The 17,577-nt window shown below is 69.9% G+C and carries 13 protein-coding genes; 7 read left to right on the top strand and 6 right to left on the bottom strand.

What is annotated here, in order from left to right:
* The first annotated feature begins 46 nt into the window (after positions 1–46).
* Positions 47–586 (top strand): GNAT family protein, encoded by a 540-nt coding sequence (locus tag AB0B82_RS08255; RefSeq protein ID WP_360164010.1) that lies wholly within the window; start codon positions 47–49, stop codon positions 584–586.
* Here AB0B82_RS08255 and AB0B82_RS08260 read toward each other — a convergent pair.
* Genes AB0B82_RS08260 through AB0B82_RS08285 form a run of 6 tightly spaced genes read right to left on the bottom strand, consistent with a single transcriptional unit; the run spans position 576 to position 7,365 of the window.
* Positions 576–1,391, bottom strand: a complete 816-nt coding sequence (locus tag AB0B82_RS08260) for a bifunctional allantoicase/(S)-ureidoglycine aminohydrolase (protein WP_360164012.1) — start codon at positions 1,389–1,391, stop codon at positions 576–578. The genes AB0B82_RS08255 and AB0B82_RS08260 overlap by 11 nt on opposite strands.
* The gene (allB, locus tag AB0B82_RS08265; RefSeq protein WP_360164014.1) at positions 1,388–2,728 is read right to left on the bottom strand and encodes an allantoinase AllB; all 1,341 of its coding nucleotides are present in this window, start codon (positions 2,726–2,728) and stop codon (positions 1,388–1,390) included. The genes AB0B82_RS08260 and allB overlap by 4 nt, the downstream gene beginning before the upstream one ends.
* Entirely contained in the window at positions 2,725–3,837 is a 1,113-nt protein-coding gene (locus AB0B82_RS08270; protein ID WP_360164016.1) for a glycerate kinase, read from the bottom strand. The genes allB and AB0B82_RS08270 overlap by 4 nt, the downstream gene beginning before the upstream one ends.
* 9 nt (positions 3,838–3,846) lie before the next feature.
* Positions 3,847–5,622, bottom strand: a complete 1,776-nt coding sequence (gcl, locus tag AB0B82_RS08275; RefSeq protein ID WP_360164018.1) for a glyoxylate carboligase — start codon at positions 5,620–5,622, stop codon at positions 3,847–3,849.
* Complete coding sequence (locus tag AB0B82_RS08280) at positions 5,622–6,506, bottom strand: 2-hydroxy-3-oxopropionate reductase (protein ID WP_360164020.1); 885 nt, start codon at positions 6,504–6,506, stop codon at positions 5,622–5,624. Before AB0B82_RS08280 ends, gcl begins: the two co-directional genes overlap by 1 nt.
* Before the next feature lie 46 nt (positions 6,507–6,552).
* A complete protein-coding gene (locus AB0B82_RS08285) occupies positions 6,553–7,365 on the bottom strand; it encodes a TIM barrel protein (protein WP_360164022.1) in 813 nt (270 codons plus the stop codon).
* Positions 7,366–7,596: 231 nt separating this feature from the next.
* Here AB0B82_RS08285 and AB0B82_RS08290 point away from each other — a divergent pair, with 231 nt between their 5' ends.
* From AB0B82_RS08290 to guaD, 6 genes are all read left to right on the top strand, one after another.
* On the top strand, positions 7,597–9,129 hold the full coding sequence (locus AB0B82_RS08290) for a helix-turn-helix domain-containing protein (protein WP_360164024.1): 1,533 nt from the start codon (positions 7,597–7,599) through the stop codon (positions 9,127–9,129).
* Between the two features lie 142 nt (positions 9,130–9,271).
* Positions 9,272–11,197: a 2-oxo-4-hydroxy-4-carboxy-5-ureidoimidazoline decarboxylase gene (gene uraD / locus AB0B82_RS08295; protein ID WP_360164026.1), complete on the top strand. Its 1,926-nt coding sequence runs from the start codon at positions 9,272–9,274 to the stop codon at positions 11,195–11,197.
* Complete coding sequence (locus AB0B82_RS08300; protein ID WP_360164028.1) at positions 11,194–12,636, top strand: FAD binding domain-containing protein; 1,443 nt, start codon at positions 11,194–11,196, stop codon at positions 12,634–12,636. Before uraD ends, AB0B82_RS08300 begins: the two co-directional genes overlap by 4 nt.
* The gene (gene xdhB / locus AB0B82_RS08305) at positions 12,633–14,972 is read left to right on the top strand and encodes a xanthine dehydrogenase molybdopterin binding subunit (RefSeq protein WP_360164030.1); all 2,340 of its coding nucleotides are present in this window, start codon (positions 12,633–12,635) and stop codon (positions 14,970–14,972) included. Before AB0B82_RS08300 ends, xdhB begins: the two co-directional genes overlap by 4 nt.
* Complete coding sequence (gene xdhC, locus AB0B82_RS08310; RefSeq protein ID WP_360164032.1) at positions 14,969–15,856, top strand: xanthine dehydrogenase accessory protein XdhC; 888 nt, start codon at positions 14,969–14,971, stop codon at positions 15,854–15,856. The genes xdhB and xdhC overlap by 4 nt, the downstream gene beginning before the upstream one ends.
* A complete protein-coding gene (gene guaD, locus AB0B82_RS08315; protein ID WP_360164034.1) occupies positions 15,853–17,133 on the top strand; it encodes a guanine deaminase in 1,281 nt (426 codons plus the stop codon). The genes xdhC and guaD overlap by 4 nt, the downstream gene beginning before the upstream one ends.
* Positions 17,134–17,577: the final 444 nt, after the last annotated feature.

Here is a 17,577-nt window from a genome sequence, read left to right on the forward strand (position 1 = left end):
GCCGGAGGACGGGATCGCGGGACGGCGGCAGGAGTATTTTCGATGGATGGGATATGCGCTCGGGGAGCTGGCGCTGCGGCGGTGGCGGACTGGTGACGCGTTGCGGCTGGCCGCGGCGCACGACGATCCGGAGATGGTGCATCAGGGTGGGATCGTCGACCGCGCGTCGGCGGTCGACTGGATCGGGCGGGTCGCGGACCTCGACAACGGGCATGTGTACGCCGTTGCGGACGCCGACGACCACCCGGTCGGCTGTGTCGGCGTGACCAACATCGACCGGCACCGGGTCGGCTGGACGTGGTACTGGACGCTCGCCGAGGTACGCGGCCACGGCGTCGCCCGGGACGCTCTGCGCGCGCTCGCGGACTGGGCGCACCACGACGCCGGGCTGTACCGCCTGGAGCTCGGTCACCGGCTGAACAACCCGGCGTCCTGCGCGGTCGCCGCAAACGCCGGCTTCCTCAGTGAAGGCGTCGAACGTCAGCGCCTCGCGTACGACGGCAGCCGGTACGACGTGGAGCGGCACGCGCGTCTCGTCACGGACCCGCTGACGCCGCCGGAGCGCCCGGTGACCGTCAGAGCGTGAGCTTCGGGTGCCGGTTGACGTCCTTGTAGAGCAGGTACCGGAACCGGCCCGGCCCGCCCGCGTAACAGGCCTGCGGACAGAACGCCCGCAGCCACAGGAAGTCGCCTTCCTGCACCTCGACCCAGTCCTTGTTCAGCAGGTACACCGCCTTGCCCTCGAGGACGTACAGCCCGTGCTCCATCACGTGCGTCTCCGGGAACGGGATCACCCCGCCCGGCTCGAAGGTGACGATGTTGACGTGCATGTCGTGCCGGACGTCGTCGGGGTCCACGAATCGCTGCGTCTTCCAGCGGCCCTCGGTGTCCGGCATCTCGCGGCCCTCGACATCGGCCTCGTTGGTAATCAGCGCGGGCGGTACGTCGATCCCGTCGATCCGCTCGTACGCCTTCCGGATCAGGTGGAACGTGACCACTTCGTCACTGGTGTTCCGCACGGTCCAGTCGCCGCCGGGCGGCAGATACGCGTATCCGCCCTCGGTCAGCGTGTGCTTCTCGCCGGCGACGGTGAGCACAAGATTGCCTGAGACAACGAACAGCACGGCCTCGGCGGCCGGGTCGGTCTCGGGCTTGTCGCTGCCACCGCCGGGACCGACCTCGACGATGTACTGCGAGAACGTCTCCGCGAACCCGGACAACGGCCGCGCGATCACCCACAACCGGGTGTCGTCCCAGAACGGCAGCCGGCTGGTGACGATGTCGCGCATGGTTCCGCGCGGCAGGACGGCGTACGCCTCGGTGAAGACCGCGCGGTCGGTGGTGAGGTCGGTCTGCGGGGGCAGTCCGCCCCGCGGGGCGTAGTAACTCATCGTTCTCCTCGGGTCAGCAGGCGGCCGCGCGGTTCGGCGGCGATGTCGACGCGGCGGCCGCGCAACCAGGTACTCCGGACCACACCGGTCAGCGTGCGTCCGTCGTACGGCGTGATGGCGTTCTTGTGCTGGAGTTGCCGCGCGTCGACGGTGAAGGTCTCGTCCGGGGCGAAGACGCACAGGTCGGCGTCGTACCCAACCTTGACGGCGCCCTTGGTGCTGAGACCGGTCTGCGCGGCCGGGGCGGCGGCCATCCAGCGGACCACGTCGGTCAGCGTGAAGCCGCGGCGGCACGCCTCGGTCCAGACCGCGGCGAGGCCGAGTTGCAGCGAGGCGATGCCGCCCCAGGCCGTGGCGAAGTCGCCGGTATCGAGCTGCTTCAGGTCAACGGTCGATGGTGAGTGGTCGGACACGACCTGGTCGATCGTGCCGCCGCGGAGCCCCTCCCAGAGCACGTCGCGGTTGGCGGCCTCACGGATCGGCGGGCAGCACTTGTACTGCGTCGCGCCGTCGGGGATGTCCTCGGCGGCGAAGGTCAGGTAATGCGGGCAGGTCTCGGCCGTGATCCGCACGCCGTCGGATCGGGCGGCGGCGATCAACGGGAGGACCTCGACGCTGGACACGTGCAGGATGTGGACGCGACAGCCGGTGCGGCGGGCGAGGTCGACGACCTGGGCGACGGCCTCGTTCTCGGCGGATCGCGGGCGGGACTCGAGGAAGGCCCGGTAGCTCGCGCCTGCCGGTGCGGTCGCTGTGTCGATGCGGTGTGCGTCCTCGGCATGGACGATCAGCAACCCGTCGAAGGAGGCGATCTCGCGCATCGCCGCGGCCAACTGCGCGGCGTCGAGCGGCGGGAACTCGTCGACGCCCGAGTGCAGCAGGAAGCATTTGTAGCCGAAAACGCCGGCGTCGTGCAGCGGCCGCAGGTCGTGCAGGTTGCCCGGTATTGCGCCGCCCCAGAAGCCGATGTCGACGTACGCCTGGGTCTCGGCGGTCTTCCACTTCAGCGTGAGCGCGGCGACGTCACATGTCGGCGGGATGCTGTTGAGCGGCATGTCGACAATCGTGGTCACGCCACCTGCGGCCGCAGCCCTGGTCGCGGAGGTGAAGCCCTCCCAGTCGGTCCGGCCGGGGTCGTTCACGTGGACGTGCGAGTCGACCAGACCGGGCAGCAGGACCTCGCCGTCGTCCAGCTGAAGCTCCTCCGCGGCGTCGAGCGTGGCGTCGTACGGCGCGATCTCGGCGATCCGCCCGTCCTGGACGCCGACGGCAGCGGCCTGCTCCCCGGCGTCGCGGACCACCCGCCGGGCGCGCACCACGAGATCCAGACGACTCATGCGATGCCTCTCTGCCTAGCTGTCATCGTAAGGTGATCGGCCGCGATCCGTTCCCCGAGTTGTTCGAGGAGGGGGCGTGGTTCGGCGATGCACCGCTCGACGTCAGGCTCGACGTCGGTCAAGGCGTAGGCCGCCTCGATGCCGCTGGCTTGTAGCTGGTCGGGCTTCAAACGGTTGACTCCGCAGACCGCGACCACGGGGATTCCACCCGCCGCCGCAGCCACTCCGGCGACGGCCTTTCCGTGCAGCGTCTGGTCGTCCAGGGCGCCTTCGCCGGTGATGATCAGGTCGGCGTCGGCGATCTGTTCGCGAAAGCCGACCATCTCCAGGACCAGCTCGATCCCCGGCCGCAGCTCGGCGTCGAGCAGGGCGAGGGCCGCGAATCCGACCCCACCGGCCGCACCGGCGCCCGGTGTGTCGCGGAGGTCGCGGTCGGTTGCCCGTGCGACCGCCTCCGCCCACTCGGTCAGCGCTGCGTCCAACGCGGCCACCTGCTGCGGATCGGCGCCCTTCTGCGGGCCGTACACGGCAGCAGCGCCGCGTGGCCCGGTCAGCGGATTGTCCACATCGCACGCGACCACAACGCGTACGCCGTCGAGCCGTCGCCGCAGTGCGGCGAGGGGTACGTCGTTTTCCGGAACATTTCCGCCACGGAGTGCCACATTGTTTCCGGAAGCCAGCGCCTGAACCAGGCCACGGCCGCCGTCCGTAGCGGCACTACCACCGATCCCCAGCACGATGTGGCGGCATCCGGCGTCCACCGCCGCAGCGATCACTTCGCCCGTGCCGTACGACGTCGCGCTGAGCGGCGCCGGGACACCGCCGGGAAGCCGGACCAACCCGGAGACGTCCGCGAGCTCGACCACCGCGGTATCGCCACGGCGGGCGTACCCGGTCCGGACCGCCTCCAGAGTGGGGCCCGAGGCAACGACCGGGACGAAGGTGGAACCGGCGGCAACGGCGGCGGCGAGCGTACCGTCACCGCCGTCGGCCACCGGGACCGCGACCACGGTCGCCTCGGGGTGAACTCGTCGTACCCCGAGGCCGACCGCGTCCGCGACCTCCGCGCTCGTCAACGTGCCCTTGAACTTGTCCGAGGCAACAACCACGCGCACGAGTCAGTCCAGCAGGGCGAGAGCGGTCGGCGCATCCGCCGGCGAGACGGCCAGGTCCTCGAACTCGATCACGTTGTCGATCTCGACCCCCATCGACACGTTGGTGACCCGCTCCAGGATGATCTCGACGACCACCGGGACCTGATGCTCGACCATCAGCTTCTTCGCCTGCTCGAGGGCCGGCAGAATCTCGTCGGGTTCGCTCACCCGCAGCGCCTTGCAGCCCAGGCCTTCCACGACCTTCACATGGTCCACGCCGTACCCGTTGACCTCTGGGCTGTTGATGTTCTCGAAAGACAGCTGCACGCAGTAGTCCATGTCGAAGTTGCGCTGCGCCTGGCGGATCAGGCCGAGGTAGGAGTTGTTCACCACGACGTGGATGTACGGGATGTTGAACTGCGCACCGACCGCCAGCTCCTCGATCAGGAACTGGAAGTCGTAGTCACCCGACAGCGCGACCACCGTGCTGTCCGGATCCGCGACCGCCACGCCCAGCGTTGCCGGGACGGTCCACCCGAGCGGACCTGCCTGGCCGGCGTTGATCCAGTGCCGCGGACGGTACACGTGCAGCATCTGCGCCGCCTGGATCTGCGACAACCCGATCGTGCTGACGTACCGCACGTCCGGCCCGAACGCCCGGTTCATCTCCTCGTACACCCGCTGCGGCTTGATCGGCACCGCGTCGAAGTGCGTCTTGCGCTGCAGCGTCGTACGACGCTCCCGACACTCGGCCGCCCACGCCGTACGGTCGGGCAACCGTCCCGCCGCACCCCACTCACGCGCCACCTCGACGAAGACCTCCAGCGCCGCTCGCGCGTCCGACACGACTCCGTAGTCCGGTGCGAATACCCGCCCGATCTGCGTCGGCTCGATGTCGACATGGACGAATTTCCGCTCACCGCGATACACATCCAGGCCGCCGGTGTGCCGGTTCGCCCAGCGGTTCCCGATCCCGAGGACCAGATCCGAGGCGAGCAGCGTGGCGTTCCCGTACCGGTGTGAGGTCTGCAGCCCGACCATGCCCGCGCTCAGCGGATGGTCGTCCCCGATCGCGCCCCATCCCATCAACGTCGGCACGACGGGGATACCGGTCAGCTCGGCGAACTCGACGAGCAGGTCCGCGGCGTCGGCGTTGATGATGCCGCCGCCCGCGACCATCAGCGGGTGCTCGGCGGCCGCCAGCATCGACAGCACCTTCTCCGCCTGCGCGCGGGTGGCCGCCGGGCGGGAGACCGGCAGCGGCTCGTAGGTCTCGATGTCGAAGTCGATCTCGGCGAGCTGCACGTCCAGCGGCAGGTCGATCAGCACCGGCCCCGGACGGCCCTCGCGCATCACCTGGAACGCCTTCTGGAAGGTGCCCGGGACCTGCGCGGCCTCCATCACAGTGACCGCCCACTTCGCCACCGGCTTCGCGATCGACGCGATGTCGACGGCCTGGAAGTCCTCCTTGTGCAGCTTCGCGACCGGCGCCTGGCCGGTGATGCACAGGATCGGGATCGAGTCCGCCGACGCGGAGTACAGCCCGGTGATCATGTCGGTCCCGGCCGGTCCCGACGTACCGATGCAGACGCCGATGTTGCCGGCCCGCGCCCGGGTGTAGCCCTCGGCCATGTGCGACGCGGCCTCGACGTGCCGCGCGAGCACGTGCTTGATCCCGCCGTGCGCACGGATCGCGCTGTAGAACGGGTTGATCGCGGCACCGGGCAGCCCGAACGCCTGCGTCGACCCCTCCTTCTCCAGGATCAGGACCGCGGCGTCGACCGCGCGCATCCTGGTCATCAGCCGGCCGCCTTGCCGGACAGCCGCTCGACGCCGCGGAGCAGGGCCGAGTGGTCGAGACCGCCGTCGCCGTTCGCCCGGGCGGAGGCGACCAGCTGCGCGACCAGGGCACCGAGCGGTACGACGACCCCCGCCTCCCGCGCGGCGGCGGTGACGATGCCCATGTCCTTGTGGTGCAGGTCGATCCGGAAGCCCGGCTCGAAGGAGCGCGACAGCATGTTCTCCTTCTTCTGGTTCAGAACGGCGGATCCGGCCAGGCCGCCGCCGAGGACCTCGAGCGCGGCCAAGGTGTCGACGCCGTACGCCTCCAGGAACACGACGGCCTCGGAGACCGCCTGGATGTTCGCGGCGACGATCAGCTGGTTGGCCGCCTTCACCGTCTGGCCGGAACCGCTCGGACCGACGTGGACGACGGTCTTGCCGACGACGTCGAACAGCGGCTTGGCGACCGCGAAGTCGTCCGCGTCGCCGCCGACCATGATCGAAAGCGCGGCGTTCTTGGCGCCCGCCTCACCACCGGAGACCGGGGCGTCGAGCATCCGGAAACCGAGCGCCCGCGCCTGCTCGGCGAGCTGCTGCGTGACATCGGGACGGATGCTCGAGAAGTCGATGATCAGCGTGCCGGTCTCGGCCGTCCGGAAGACGCCCTCCTCGCTCTCCAGCACGTCCTGCACGTCGGGTGAGTCGGGCACCATCACGCAGATCACGTCGGCGCCCTTGACCGCGTCGGCGACCGAGCTCGCGGCCCGGCCGCCGGCGGCGACCAGCGCCTCGGCGCGCTCCCGGCTGCGGTCCAGGCCGGCCACGGTGTGGCCGGCGTTGGCGAGGTGGACGGCCATCGGGTTGCCCATGATGCCGAGGCCGATGAAGGCGATGTTGGTCATGATTCGTCTCCTGGAGAGATGAGCGCGGAAGATCAGCGGTGGAAGCTCAGCGGCGCTCGAACGGCAGCCAGCCGAAGCTCGCGTCGGTGGTGGTGGACGGCTTGTACTCGAGCCCGACCAGGCCGGTGTAGCCGTTCGCCTCGAGGCCGGTCAGCTGGTGGTCGAGCGGGAGCGTGCCGGTGCCGGGCTCGTTGCGGCCCGGGTGGTCGGCGATCTGCACGTGGGCGACCCGGTCGGTGTGCTCGGCGATCACCCGGTCGACGTCGTCGCCGTTGACCGCGAGGTGGTACAGATCCGCGAGCAGTCCGACGTTCGGTACGTCGTACGCGGCCTGAACGCGATCGATGACGGTCAGTGCATCGGCCGCCGTGCGCAACGGGTAGCGGTCCGCGCCGCTGACCGGCTCGACCAGCACGGTCGCGCCGATCCGGGCGGCGGCGCGAGCGGCGAGGGCGAGGTTCTCGACGGCGAGATCGTCCTGCTCCTGCTCGGCGGCGCCCTCGACCCGGTTGCCGTACAGAGCGTTGAAGCCCTGCGCGCCGAGTCGCTCGCCGATGCCGACCGTGACGTCGACGTTGTCGCGGAACTCGCTGGACCGCTTCGGCCAGGACACCAGCCCGCGGTCGCCGCCCGGCATGTCACCGGCGAAGAAGTTCAGGCCGGTCAGCCGGACCCCGGCGTCGGTGATCGCGCCGACGAACGCGTCGACCTGCCGGTCCGGCGGGACGGCCTCGACGAACGGCCACCAGAACTCGACCGCGCCGAACCCGGCTCGCCGGGCCGCCGCGGGCCGCTCGAGGAGAGGCAACTCGGTGAAGAGCAACGAGCAGTTCACCGTGTACTGCAGCTGGTGACTCATCCCGACTCCAATTTCCGCATTGTGGAACTTGATTTCTGTTCTGCGAAAGACCATAAGCTCAGCCCCGACTCGCGTCAACCGCCGACCACCGCGCCAAGCCCGCCGAGCCCACTTTGTGCACCAGATCCGTACGGCGGAGCGCTCGAAGTACGGATCTGGTGCACAAAGTGGGATCGAACGGGGTACGTACGCGGGCGCGCGCGTTGTACGTTCCTCTAAAGGAGGTCCGTCGTGTTGCTGGCTGAGTTGCTCGATGCACCCGAGCTCGGACTGCGGTTGCTGTACTCCGCGGGCGGCGTACTGGACCGGCCGATCGGGCGGCTCGTGACCACCGACCTACTGGAGCCGGGGCGCTATCTGAGCGGCGGCGAGGTGGTGCTGACCGGCCTGGTCTGGCGCCGGCAACCGGCCGACAGTGAGGTGTTCGTGGCCTCGATGGCCGGGCGCCGTGCGACCACGATCCTGGCCGGGAAGGCGCAGCTGGGCGACGTACCGGACGACCTCGTCGAGGCCTGCCGACGGCACGACGTGACGCTGATCGAGGTGCCGATCGAGATCGCGTTCGCGGACGTCACGGAGTACGTCGCGGCCGCCGGTTCGGCCGAGACCGGCGCGCGACTCTCGGCGAGCCTGGTGCGGCAACGGCAACTGTTGTCGTCGATCGCCGCCGGGCGCAGTCTGGACGAGCTCGCGGCGCGGATCTCCGCCGAGATCGGCCACGACTGCCGGGTGCTGACGCCGACCGGACGCCACGTCGTACCGGGGCCGGGTGAGCTCGACGCGGACACCGTCGACGCGGTCACCCGCAAGTTCCTCACCGCCGACCGGACGCCGGCGGTCGCGCAGACCGTCGGCGCGACGTACAGCCTGTTCCCGGTTGGATCCGGGCTCGGCAACCGGCTGACCGCATGGGTGCTGGTGATCGAGGGTGACCACAACGAGTGGTCCGGCGACCACGTCGAGGCAGTACACGAATTGTGCGCGATCGCTGCGCTGGACAGGGCTCGTCGCGACGAAGGACGGCGTGCGTTGCGCCCGCTGGTCGCGGACGCGCTGGCCCTGGTCGAGTCCGGCGCACCAGCCACCGAGGTCGCGGGCAGGTTGCGGCAGGCGGGCGCGCACTCGGAGCGGCCGATGGTCGTGGCGGTGGGCGAGCTGCGGGACGACGGGCCGAGCGAGGTTGCACTGAGCCTGCTCGAGGACGTTGCGCTGACGGTCGGTCCGGCGGTTGTCGCACCCGGCCGGGACGGGCTGCTCGTCGGCTTCCTGCCGTACACACCCGGGCTGCCCGATCTGCTTCGGCGGGCGTTCGGACGGCTCGCGCCCGGCCTCAACCGCGCGCACCTCGCGGTCGGGATCAGCGGCGAGACCGCGGTCGACGCACTGGCCGGTGCCCTCGAGGAGGCCCGGTTCGCGCAGCGGGCGGCCGGCGCCGCACGGGCGCCGGTGTCGGTGGTCACCTCCGACGAGGTCGCCTCCCATGTCCTGCTCCTCGCCACGCTGCCCGACGACGTACGGCGTACGTACAGCCATCGCGTCCTCGGAGCGGTGCTAGACCACGACCGTAAGACCCATGCCGACCTGCTCACGACGCTGCAGGCCTTCCTCGCCTGCTCGTGCTCCTGGACCCGGACCGCCGAGACGCTGCATCTGCACGTCAACACCGTTCGCTACCGGATCGAACGCGTTGAGCAACTGACCGGACGCGATCTGTCGAGCCTCGAGGACCGGGTGGACGTGTTTCTGGCGCTCAAATCGCTGTGATTGTGTGATCACACAAAACGGGCCGTTCTCCGGCAGTTCATCTTCGGAGGTTCACCGGGTGCAATCCGCGCTCCGCTGAGCCGATGCTCGGGTGCAGATCGAATCACCGCACCGCCCCCCAGCAGCCGAGGAGCGTGTCCCGATGAAGGCAGTTCTCCGCCCGAGCCGACGTACCGGCCGGCACCCCGTCGACCAGGTGCTCCCGCCCGGCAAGCTGGCCGTGTACGGCGCCCAGCACGTGCTCGCCTTCTACGCCGGTGCGGTGATCGTGCCGATCCTGCTCGCGAACGCGATCGGGCTCACCACCGAGCAGTTGATCCACCTGATCAACGCGGACCTGTTCACTTGCGGGATCGCCTCGATCATCCAGTCGGTCGGCTTCTGGAAGGTCGGCGTCCGGCTGCCGCTGCTCCAAGGCGTCACGTTCACGGCGGTCTCGCCGATGATCGCGATCGGTCTCGCGGCCGGCGGCGGGACGAACGGCCTGCTGGTGATCTACGGCGCCGTCCTGGTCGCGGGCCTCGCGACATTCTTCATCGCGCCGTACTTCAGCCGGCTGATCCGGTTCTTCCCGCCGGTCGTGACCGGCTCGGTGATCACAATCATCGGTCTCGCGCTACTGCCGGTCGCGGCCGGGGACGCGGTCGGCGGGGCCGGTCCGACCGCGGACCCCTCGAGCGGCAAGAACATGGCGTACGCGCTCGGCACGCTCGGGCTGATCGTGCTGATCCAGCGGGTCTTCAAAGGCTTCCTCGCGACCATCGCGGTGCTGATCGGCCTGGTCGTCGGGACATTGGTGGCGTGGACCTTCGGCGACGCACACTTCGGCGCCGTCGGCGACGCGGCCTGGGCCGGGGTGACCACGCCGTTCTACTTCGGCTGGCCGAAGTTCTCGATCGCGGCGATCATCTCGATGGTCGTGGTGATGCTGATCACCGCGGTGGAGACCACGGGTGACGTGTTCGCGACCGGCGAGATCGTCGAGAAGCGGATCGGTCGTGAGGACATCGCCCGGGCGCTGCGCGCAGACGGCCTGGCCACCACGATCGGCGGCGTCTTCAACTCGTTCCCGTACACCTGCTTCGCCGAGAACGTCGGGTTGGTGCGGCTGACCCGGATCCGGAGCCGCTGGGTGGTCGCGGCGGCCGGCGTGTTCATGATCCTGCTCGGACTGATCCCGAAGGCCGGGGCGATCGTGGCAGGCATCCCGCATCCGGTGCTGGGCGGTGCGGCGCTGGCGATGTTCGCAACCGTCGCCGTGGTCGGCTTCCAGACCCTCGCGAAGGTCGACTTCCACGACCACCGCAACGTGGTGATCGTCGCCACCAGCGTCGGCCTGGCGATGTACGTGACCGCGCAGCCCGAGGTCGCCAAGGCCGTCCCCGGCTGGGCCGAGATCATCTTCGGCAGCGGCATCACGCTCGGCAGCCTGACCGCGATCGGCCTGAACATCCTCTTCCACCACGTCGGCAAGAACTTCGGCCCAGCGGTCGCAGGGCAGCCCGGCGACACGATCCGGCTCGACCAGGTCAACGAGATGACCCGCGACGAGTTCGTCGAGACGTTCGGCGGGCTGTTCCAGGGCCCGCGCTGGGCGGTCGAGCGGGCCTGGGAGATGCGGCCGTACGCCGACACGCACGCGCTGCGGCGCTCGTTCCAGGAGGCGTTGTTCTCCGGCTCCCGCGACGAGCAGCGCGATCTGATCCAGGCGTACCCGCAGCTCGGTTCGCAGTTCGTCGCGGACGGTCTGAGCGGTGCGGCGTCGCTGCGGGACCAGTCCGACAAGGGGCTGACGTTCCTCGGCGACCCCGAGCGCGACGAACTCGCGGCGATCACCACGGCGTACCAGCAGCGGTTCGGGTTCCCCCTGGTGATCTCGGTCCGCGACGCGGAGTCGTACGAGCGGATCGTCGAGCAGGGCCGCGAGCGGCTGGACAACTGCGAGAACCAGGAGCATGCCGCCGCGCTGCTCGAGATCGCGAAGATCGCCGGCTATCGCTTCGACGACTTCGTCTCCGACGCCAACCCGATCCACAGCGCCCGCACCCGATGGAGCACCAACCGATGACTACCCAAGCTCTCCGAGCCCCGGCCCTGACTGTCAACGGCACGGTCACCCCGATCGGCGACGTCTCCGTCCACACGACGGTGCTGGACTGGCTGCGCGACCGCGGCCTGACCGGCGCCAAGGAGGGGTGTGCGGAAGGGGAATGCGGCGCCTGCTCGGTGCTGGTCGCCCGGCCGGGCACCGACACCGAGACCGAGTGGACCGCGGTGAACGCGTGCCTGCTGCCGGTGGCGGCGCTGGACGGTCAGGAGCTGGTGACCTCGGAGGGCCTGGGTTCACCGGACGACCTGCACCCCGTCCAACGGGAGCTCGCCGTCCGGGGCGGCTCGCAGTGCGGGTTCTGTACGCCGGGCTTCGTCTGCAGCATGGCGGCGGAGTACTACCGGCCCGGCCGAGTGTCAGCTGAGCCGGATGTCGAGCACGGGCCCAACGGGTTCGATCTGCACGCACTGAGCGGAAACCTTTGCCGGTGCACGGGGTACCGGCCCATCCGCGACGCGGCGTATGCGCTGGACACTCCCTTGGAGAACGACGCGCTCGCGGCCCGGCAGTACTCGCCGCCGCCGCCTCCGGCACCGACCGGCCTGGCGTCCGGTGAGGCGTCGTTCCTCCGGCCGGCGTCCCTGCGTGAGGCGCTGACGGTCCTGTCGGAGCGGCCGGATGCGGTCGTGGTGGCCGGATCCACCGATCTGGGGGTGCAGATGAACATCTTCGGGTCGCGGCCTGCGTTGACCGTTGCGATCGACCGTCTGGACGAGCTACGCGAGTTCAGTGTGGGTGCTGACGAGGTGCGGCTCGGTGCCGCGTTGACGTTGACCGAGATCGAGCGGCGCCTGGACGGGCGGATCCCCCTGCTCGACCAACTGTTCCCGCAGTTCGCGTCGCGGCTGATCCGCAACGGGGCCACGATCGGCGGCAACCTGGGCACCGGCTCCCCGATCGGCGACACCCCACCGGCCCTGCTGGCGCTGGACGCCGCGCTCGTGCTGACCTCCGTGCGCGGTGAGCGGACGGTGTCGCTGGCCGAGTACTTCACCGGCTACCGGCAGACCGTGAAGGCACCGGACGAGTTGATCCGCACCATCGTCATTCCGTTGCCACTGGCACCGATCACGGCCTTCCACAAGATCGCCAAGCGACGCTTCGACGACATCTCCAGCGTCGCGATCGGGTACGCCGTCGACGTTGCCGACGGCATCGTTCGGGACGCGAAGATCGGGCTCGGCGGGGTTGCCGCGACTCCCCTGCGGGCCCGCGCGACGGAGGCGGCGCTGATCGGCCGTCCGTGGACCGAGGAGACCGTGCGGACCGCCGCCGGTGTGATGGCCGGCGAGGGTACGCCGCTGGACGATCACCGGGCGAGCTCGTCGTACCGCTCCGCGATGCTCGGCCAATCCTTGCTGCGCTTCTACTTCACCGAACAGGAGGTCGGCGCATGAGTTCGCTGTCCGAGAGGCCGGCCCACGCTGTTGTCGGCGTACCGATGCCGCACGAGAGCGCCGCGCTGCATGTCACCGGTGCGGCCTTGTACACCGACGATCTGGTGATGCGCACCCGCGACGTACTGCACGCGTGGCCGGTGCAGTCGCCGCACACGCACGCGCGCGTCACCGCGCTCCGGGTGAAGCCGGCGTACGACGTACCGGGTGTGGTGCGGGTGCTGACGGCCGACGACGTACCGGGGGTGAACGATGCCGGCGTCAAGCACGACGAGCCGCTGTTTCCCGGTGAAGTGATGTTCAACGGGCACGCGGTGTGCTGGGTGCTCGGCGAGACGTTGGAGGCTGCCCGGCTCGGGGCGGCGGCGGTCGAGGTCGACTACGAACCGCTGCCGTCGCTGGTGACGGTCCGCGAGGCGATCGAGGCCGGGAGCTTCCAGGGCATCGGGCGGCACCTGGAACGCGGTGCCGTCGACGTCGCCCTGGCCGGCGCGGAACACGTGTTCCGGGGCGAGTTCGAGTTCGCCGGGCAGGAGCACTTCTACCTTGAGACGCACGCGGCCCTCGCGCTGGTGGACGAGTACGGACAGATCTTCGTGCAGTCCAGCACGCAGCACCCGTCGGAAACGCAGGAAATCGTTGCACATGTGCTCGGGCTGGCCAGCCACTCGGTGACCGTGCAGTGCCTGCGGATGGGCGGCGGGTTCGGCGGCAAGGAGATGCAGCCGCACGGGTTCGCCGCGATCGCCGCGCTCGGCGCCACCCTCACCGGACGGCCGGTCCGGCTGCGGCTGAACCGGACGCAGGACCTGACGATGTCCGGCAAGCGGCACGGGTTCCACAGCTCCTGGACCGTGGGCTTCGCCGCCGACGGGCGATTGGTCGCCCTGGACGCGACCCTGACGGCGGACGGCGGGTGGAGCCTCGACCTGTCCGAGCCCGTGCTGGCGCGGGCGATGTGCCACATCGACAACGCCTACGAGATCCCGCATGTGCGCGTCGAGGGACGGATCGCGAAGACGAACAAGACGTCGCAGACCGCGTTCCGCGGCTTCGGCGGGCCGCAAGGCATGCTCGTGATCGAGGACATCCTGGGACGCTGCGCCCCGCTGCTCGGGTACGACGCCGCGGACGTCCGCCGCCGGAACTTCTACCAGCCGGGCGACTCCACGCCGTACGGACAACCGGTACGGCACGCGGATCGGCTCGCGTCGTGCTGGAGTCAGGTCCAGGCCAACGGTCGGGTGGCGGAGCGGCAGGCCGAGATCGCCGCGTTCAACGCGGCACACCCGCACGTGAAGCGCGGGTTGGCGATGACGCCGGTGAAGTTCGGGATCTCGTTCAACCTGACCGCGTTCAACCAGGCCGGCGCGCTGGTGCACGTCTACAAGGACGGTTCGGTGCTGATCAACCACGGCGGCACCGAGATGGGCCAGGGCCTGCACACCAAGATGCTGCAGGTGGCCGCCACCACGCTCGGCGTACCGCTGGCCCGGGTTCGGCTTGCGCCGACGCGCACCGACAAGGTTCCGAACACGTCGGCGACCGCGGCCTCATCGGGTGCTGATCTGAACGGCGCGGCGCTGAAGAATGCGTGCGAGCAGATCCGCGAGCGCCTCGCTGTGGTGGCCGGTGGGCGGCTGGGCATCAGCCCGCACGACGTCCGGTTCGTCGACGGCGTCGCCCGCGGCCTGTCCGGCGACGGGCTGGACTGGAACGAGCTGATCAACCTCGCCTATCACCAGCGCGTGCAACTGTGGGCGGCCGGCTTCTACCGGACCGAGGGCCTGCACTGGGACGCGAACGCGATGCACGGCGAGCCGTTCAAGTACTTCGCGTACGGCGTCGCGGCGTCGGAGGTCGAGGTCGACGGGTTCACCGGCGCGTACACGTTGCGCCGGGTCGACATCGTTCACGACGTCGGCGACAGCCTCAGCCCGCTGATCGACATCGGTCAGATCGAGGGCGGGTTCGTCCAGGGCACCGGCTGGCTGACCCTTGAAGATCTGCGCTGGGACGAGAGTGACACCGACCGCCGCGGGCGGCTGGCGACGCAGGCGGCGAGTACCTACAAGCTGCCGAGCTTCTCCGAGATGCCCGAGGTCTTCAACGTCACGCTGCTGGAGAAGGCGCACGAGGAAGGCGCTGTTTACGGTTCGAAGGCTGTCGGAGAGCCGCCGTTGATGCTCGCCTTCTCCGTACGAGAAGCGCTGCGCCAGGCCGCGTCCGCGTTCGGTCCGGCCGGGACCAGCGTCGACCTGCCGTCGCCGGCTACTCCGGAGGCCGTGTACTGGGCGATCGACCGAGCCCGGGGAGGTGTCTCGTGGAGTGGATGAAAGCCATCGCCTTGCTGCGATCGACCCGGTCGGCCGGTGTGCTGGTAACGGTGATCTCGGTGCGCGGTCACGCGCCGCGCGAGGCCGGCGCGAAGATGGTGGTTGCCGTTGACAACGTCTGGTCAACCGTCGGCGGCGGCAATCTCGAGGCGCTCGCTGTCGAACGTGCACGGGCGATGATCGCCGAGGGTACGACGGCCCCGGAGACGCTGACGACAGCGTTGTCGGACAAGGCGCCGTACCAGCACGGGGTGCAGTGTTGTGGTGGCGAAGTGACACTGTTGCTCGAGCCGTTGCCGGTGGCGCCTTCCATGGCGATCTTCGGGGTCGGGCACGTGGGACTCGAGCTGGCGCGGATTCTCGCGCGGCACGATCTCGAACTGCATCTGATCGACTCCCGGGCCGACCAGCTGACCGCGGAGCGACTGGCCGTACTGGACGACGCGGTGGCGAACGTCCATGTCCACAACGTGCCGGTGCTGCCGGAGCTCGTCCTCGGCGAGCTCCCGTCCGGCACGCACGCGGTGATCATGACGCACGACCACGCCGAGGACGTCGCCTTGTGCGACGCCGCGATCCGCAGTGATCGGCTCGCCACGATCGGTCTGATCGGGTCGAGCGCGAAGTGGACCCGCTTCCGGCGCAAGCTCGCCGACGACGGTCACAGCGCCGCCGCGATTGGCCGGATCACCACGCCGATCGGACTCCCCGATCTTCCCGGCAAGGAGCCGGCCGTGATCGCGGTCAGCGTCGCGGCCTGGCTGCTGCAGCAGCTCACCACTACCGCCGAGGGACCCTCGGCGGCTTCCGCCGACCGGCATCCCGGCTCGGCTCGTACTGCCGTGCGTCGCCCCACGCCGGCCAAGCGTGAGGCACAGGCATGACTCTTTACCGTGGCACGTTCATCGACACGCCGGAGAACCCGTTCGACGGCGCCGGACTGCGCGTCGACGCCGACGCCGGTCTGCTGGTCGAAGACGGCGTGATCGTTGCCCGCGGCCCGTTCGCGGAGATCCGCCGGGCACACCCCGCCGTCCAGGTCGTCGACCTGCGCGACGGCGTCGTCCTCCCGGGCTTCGTCGACACGCACGTGCACTTCCCGCAGATTCGCGCGGTCGGCGGGCTCGGGCTGCCGTTGCTCGAATGGCTCGACCGGTACGCGCTGCCCGAAGAGGCGCGGATGGCCGACGTCGAGTACGCCGGTGGTGTGGCCAACGAGTTCGTCCGCGGGCTCGCCGCGGCCGGTACCACGTCCGCGCTCGTTTTCGGCGCACACTACTCCGGGGCCGTCGACGCGCTCTTCGACGCCGCGTCGAAGACCGGCCTGCGGATCGCATCAGGTCTCGTCCTCAGCGACCGGCTGCTCCGTCCGGAGCTGCTCACCACACCGGTCCGCGCGTACGCCGAGTCGCTCGCGCTCGCGAACCGCTGGCACAACGTCGGCCGCAACCGGTACGCCGTGACGCCGCGCTTCTCGCTGTCGTGCACCGACGAGCTGCTGGCGACCTGCAAGGACTTGATGGACGCCGTTCCGGGCGCATTGTTCACCTCGCACGTGAACGAGAACGAGGCCGAGATCGCGTCGGTCTCCGACCTGTTCGGGGGCTGCGACTACGTGACGACGTACGACCGGCACGGCCTGGTGGACCGCCGTACGGTGCTCGCACACAACGTGCACCCGACGGACGTCGAGCTCAAGACACTCGCCACCAGCGGTGCCACGGTCGCGCACTGCCCGACCAGCAACGCAGCGCTCGGCAGCGGACTGTTCCCACTGACCCGGCATCTGCAGTTCGGCGTCCGCGTGGCGCTCGGCTCCGACGTCGGCGCGGGGACCGGGTTCTCGCTGCTCAAGGAGGGCCTGCAGGCGTACTTCTGCCAGCAGCTGCTCGGCGATCAGGGACGCCCGCTCACCGCGGCGCACCTGCTCTACCTCGCCACCAAGGCCGGCGCCGACGCGCTCGATCTACCGGAGGTGGGCCACTTGTCCGTGGGACAGCAGTTCGACGCCCAGCTCCTGCGCCCGGCCGAAGGCTCACCTCTCGCGGTGGCGATCACGCATGCCGAGGACACCGACGAGGCCTTGGCGCGGATCTTCACGCTCGGAACCCCCGCGGACGTCCAGGCGGTCTGGATCGACGGCGAACTCCTGCCCCACTGACCCCAGCGCCATCCACCCACCATCACACCCACCCACCACCACCGTCACGCGTTACCCAGGCACACCCACGCACATCCACATCCACCCACCACTCACCCAGCACCACCCGCCGTGTCCGTCGAACCGGGTCATGAACCCCACGCACCACCGCGTCCAGTCCTGTCGGCTTCCACACACCCGGGTGACCTTCCACAGACGTCGCGGACCTTCCACACGCCATACCGTGTGGAAGGTCGCTCCCGGCTGTGCCTGGTCCCTGCCGCCTCGGGCAGGTCTACGCCAGCACCGGCTGCTGACTACGGCGGCCGCGCTGCCTGGCCGCCCTGCCTGCCCTGCCTGCCCTGGCCGCCCTGCCTGCCCTGGCCGCCCTGCCTGCCCTGGCCGCCCTGCCTGCCCTGGCCGCCCTGCCTGCCCTGGCCGCCCTGCCTGCCCTGGCCGCCCTGT

It is taken from the genome of Kribbella sp. NPDC048915, assembly GCF_040649595.1.
GTDB lineage: Bacteria > Actinomycetota > Actinomycetes > Propionibacteriales > Kribbellaceae > Kribbella.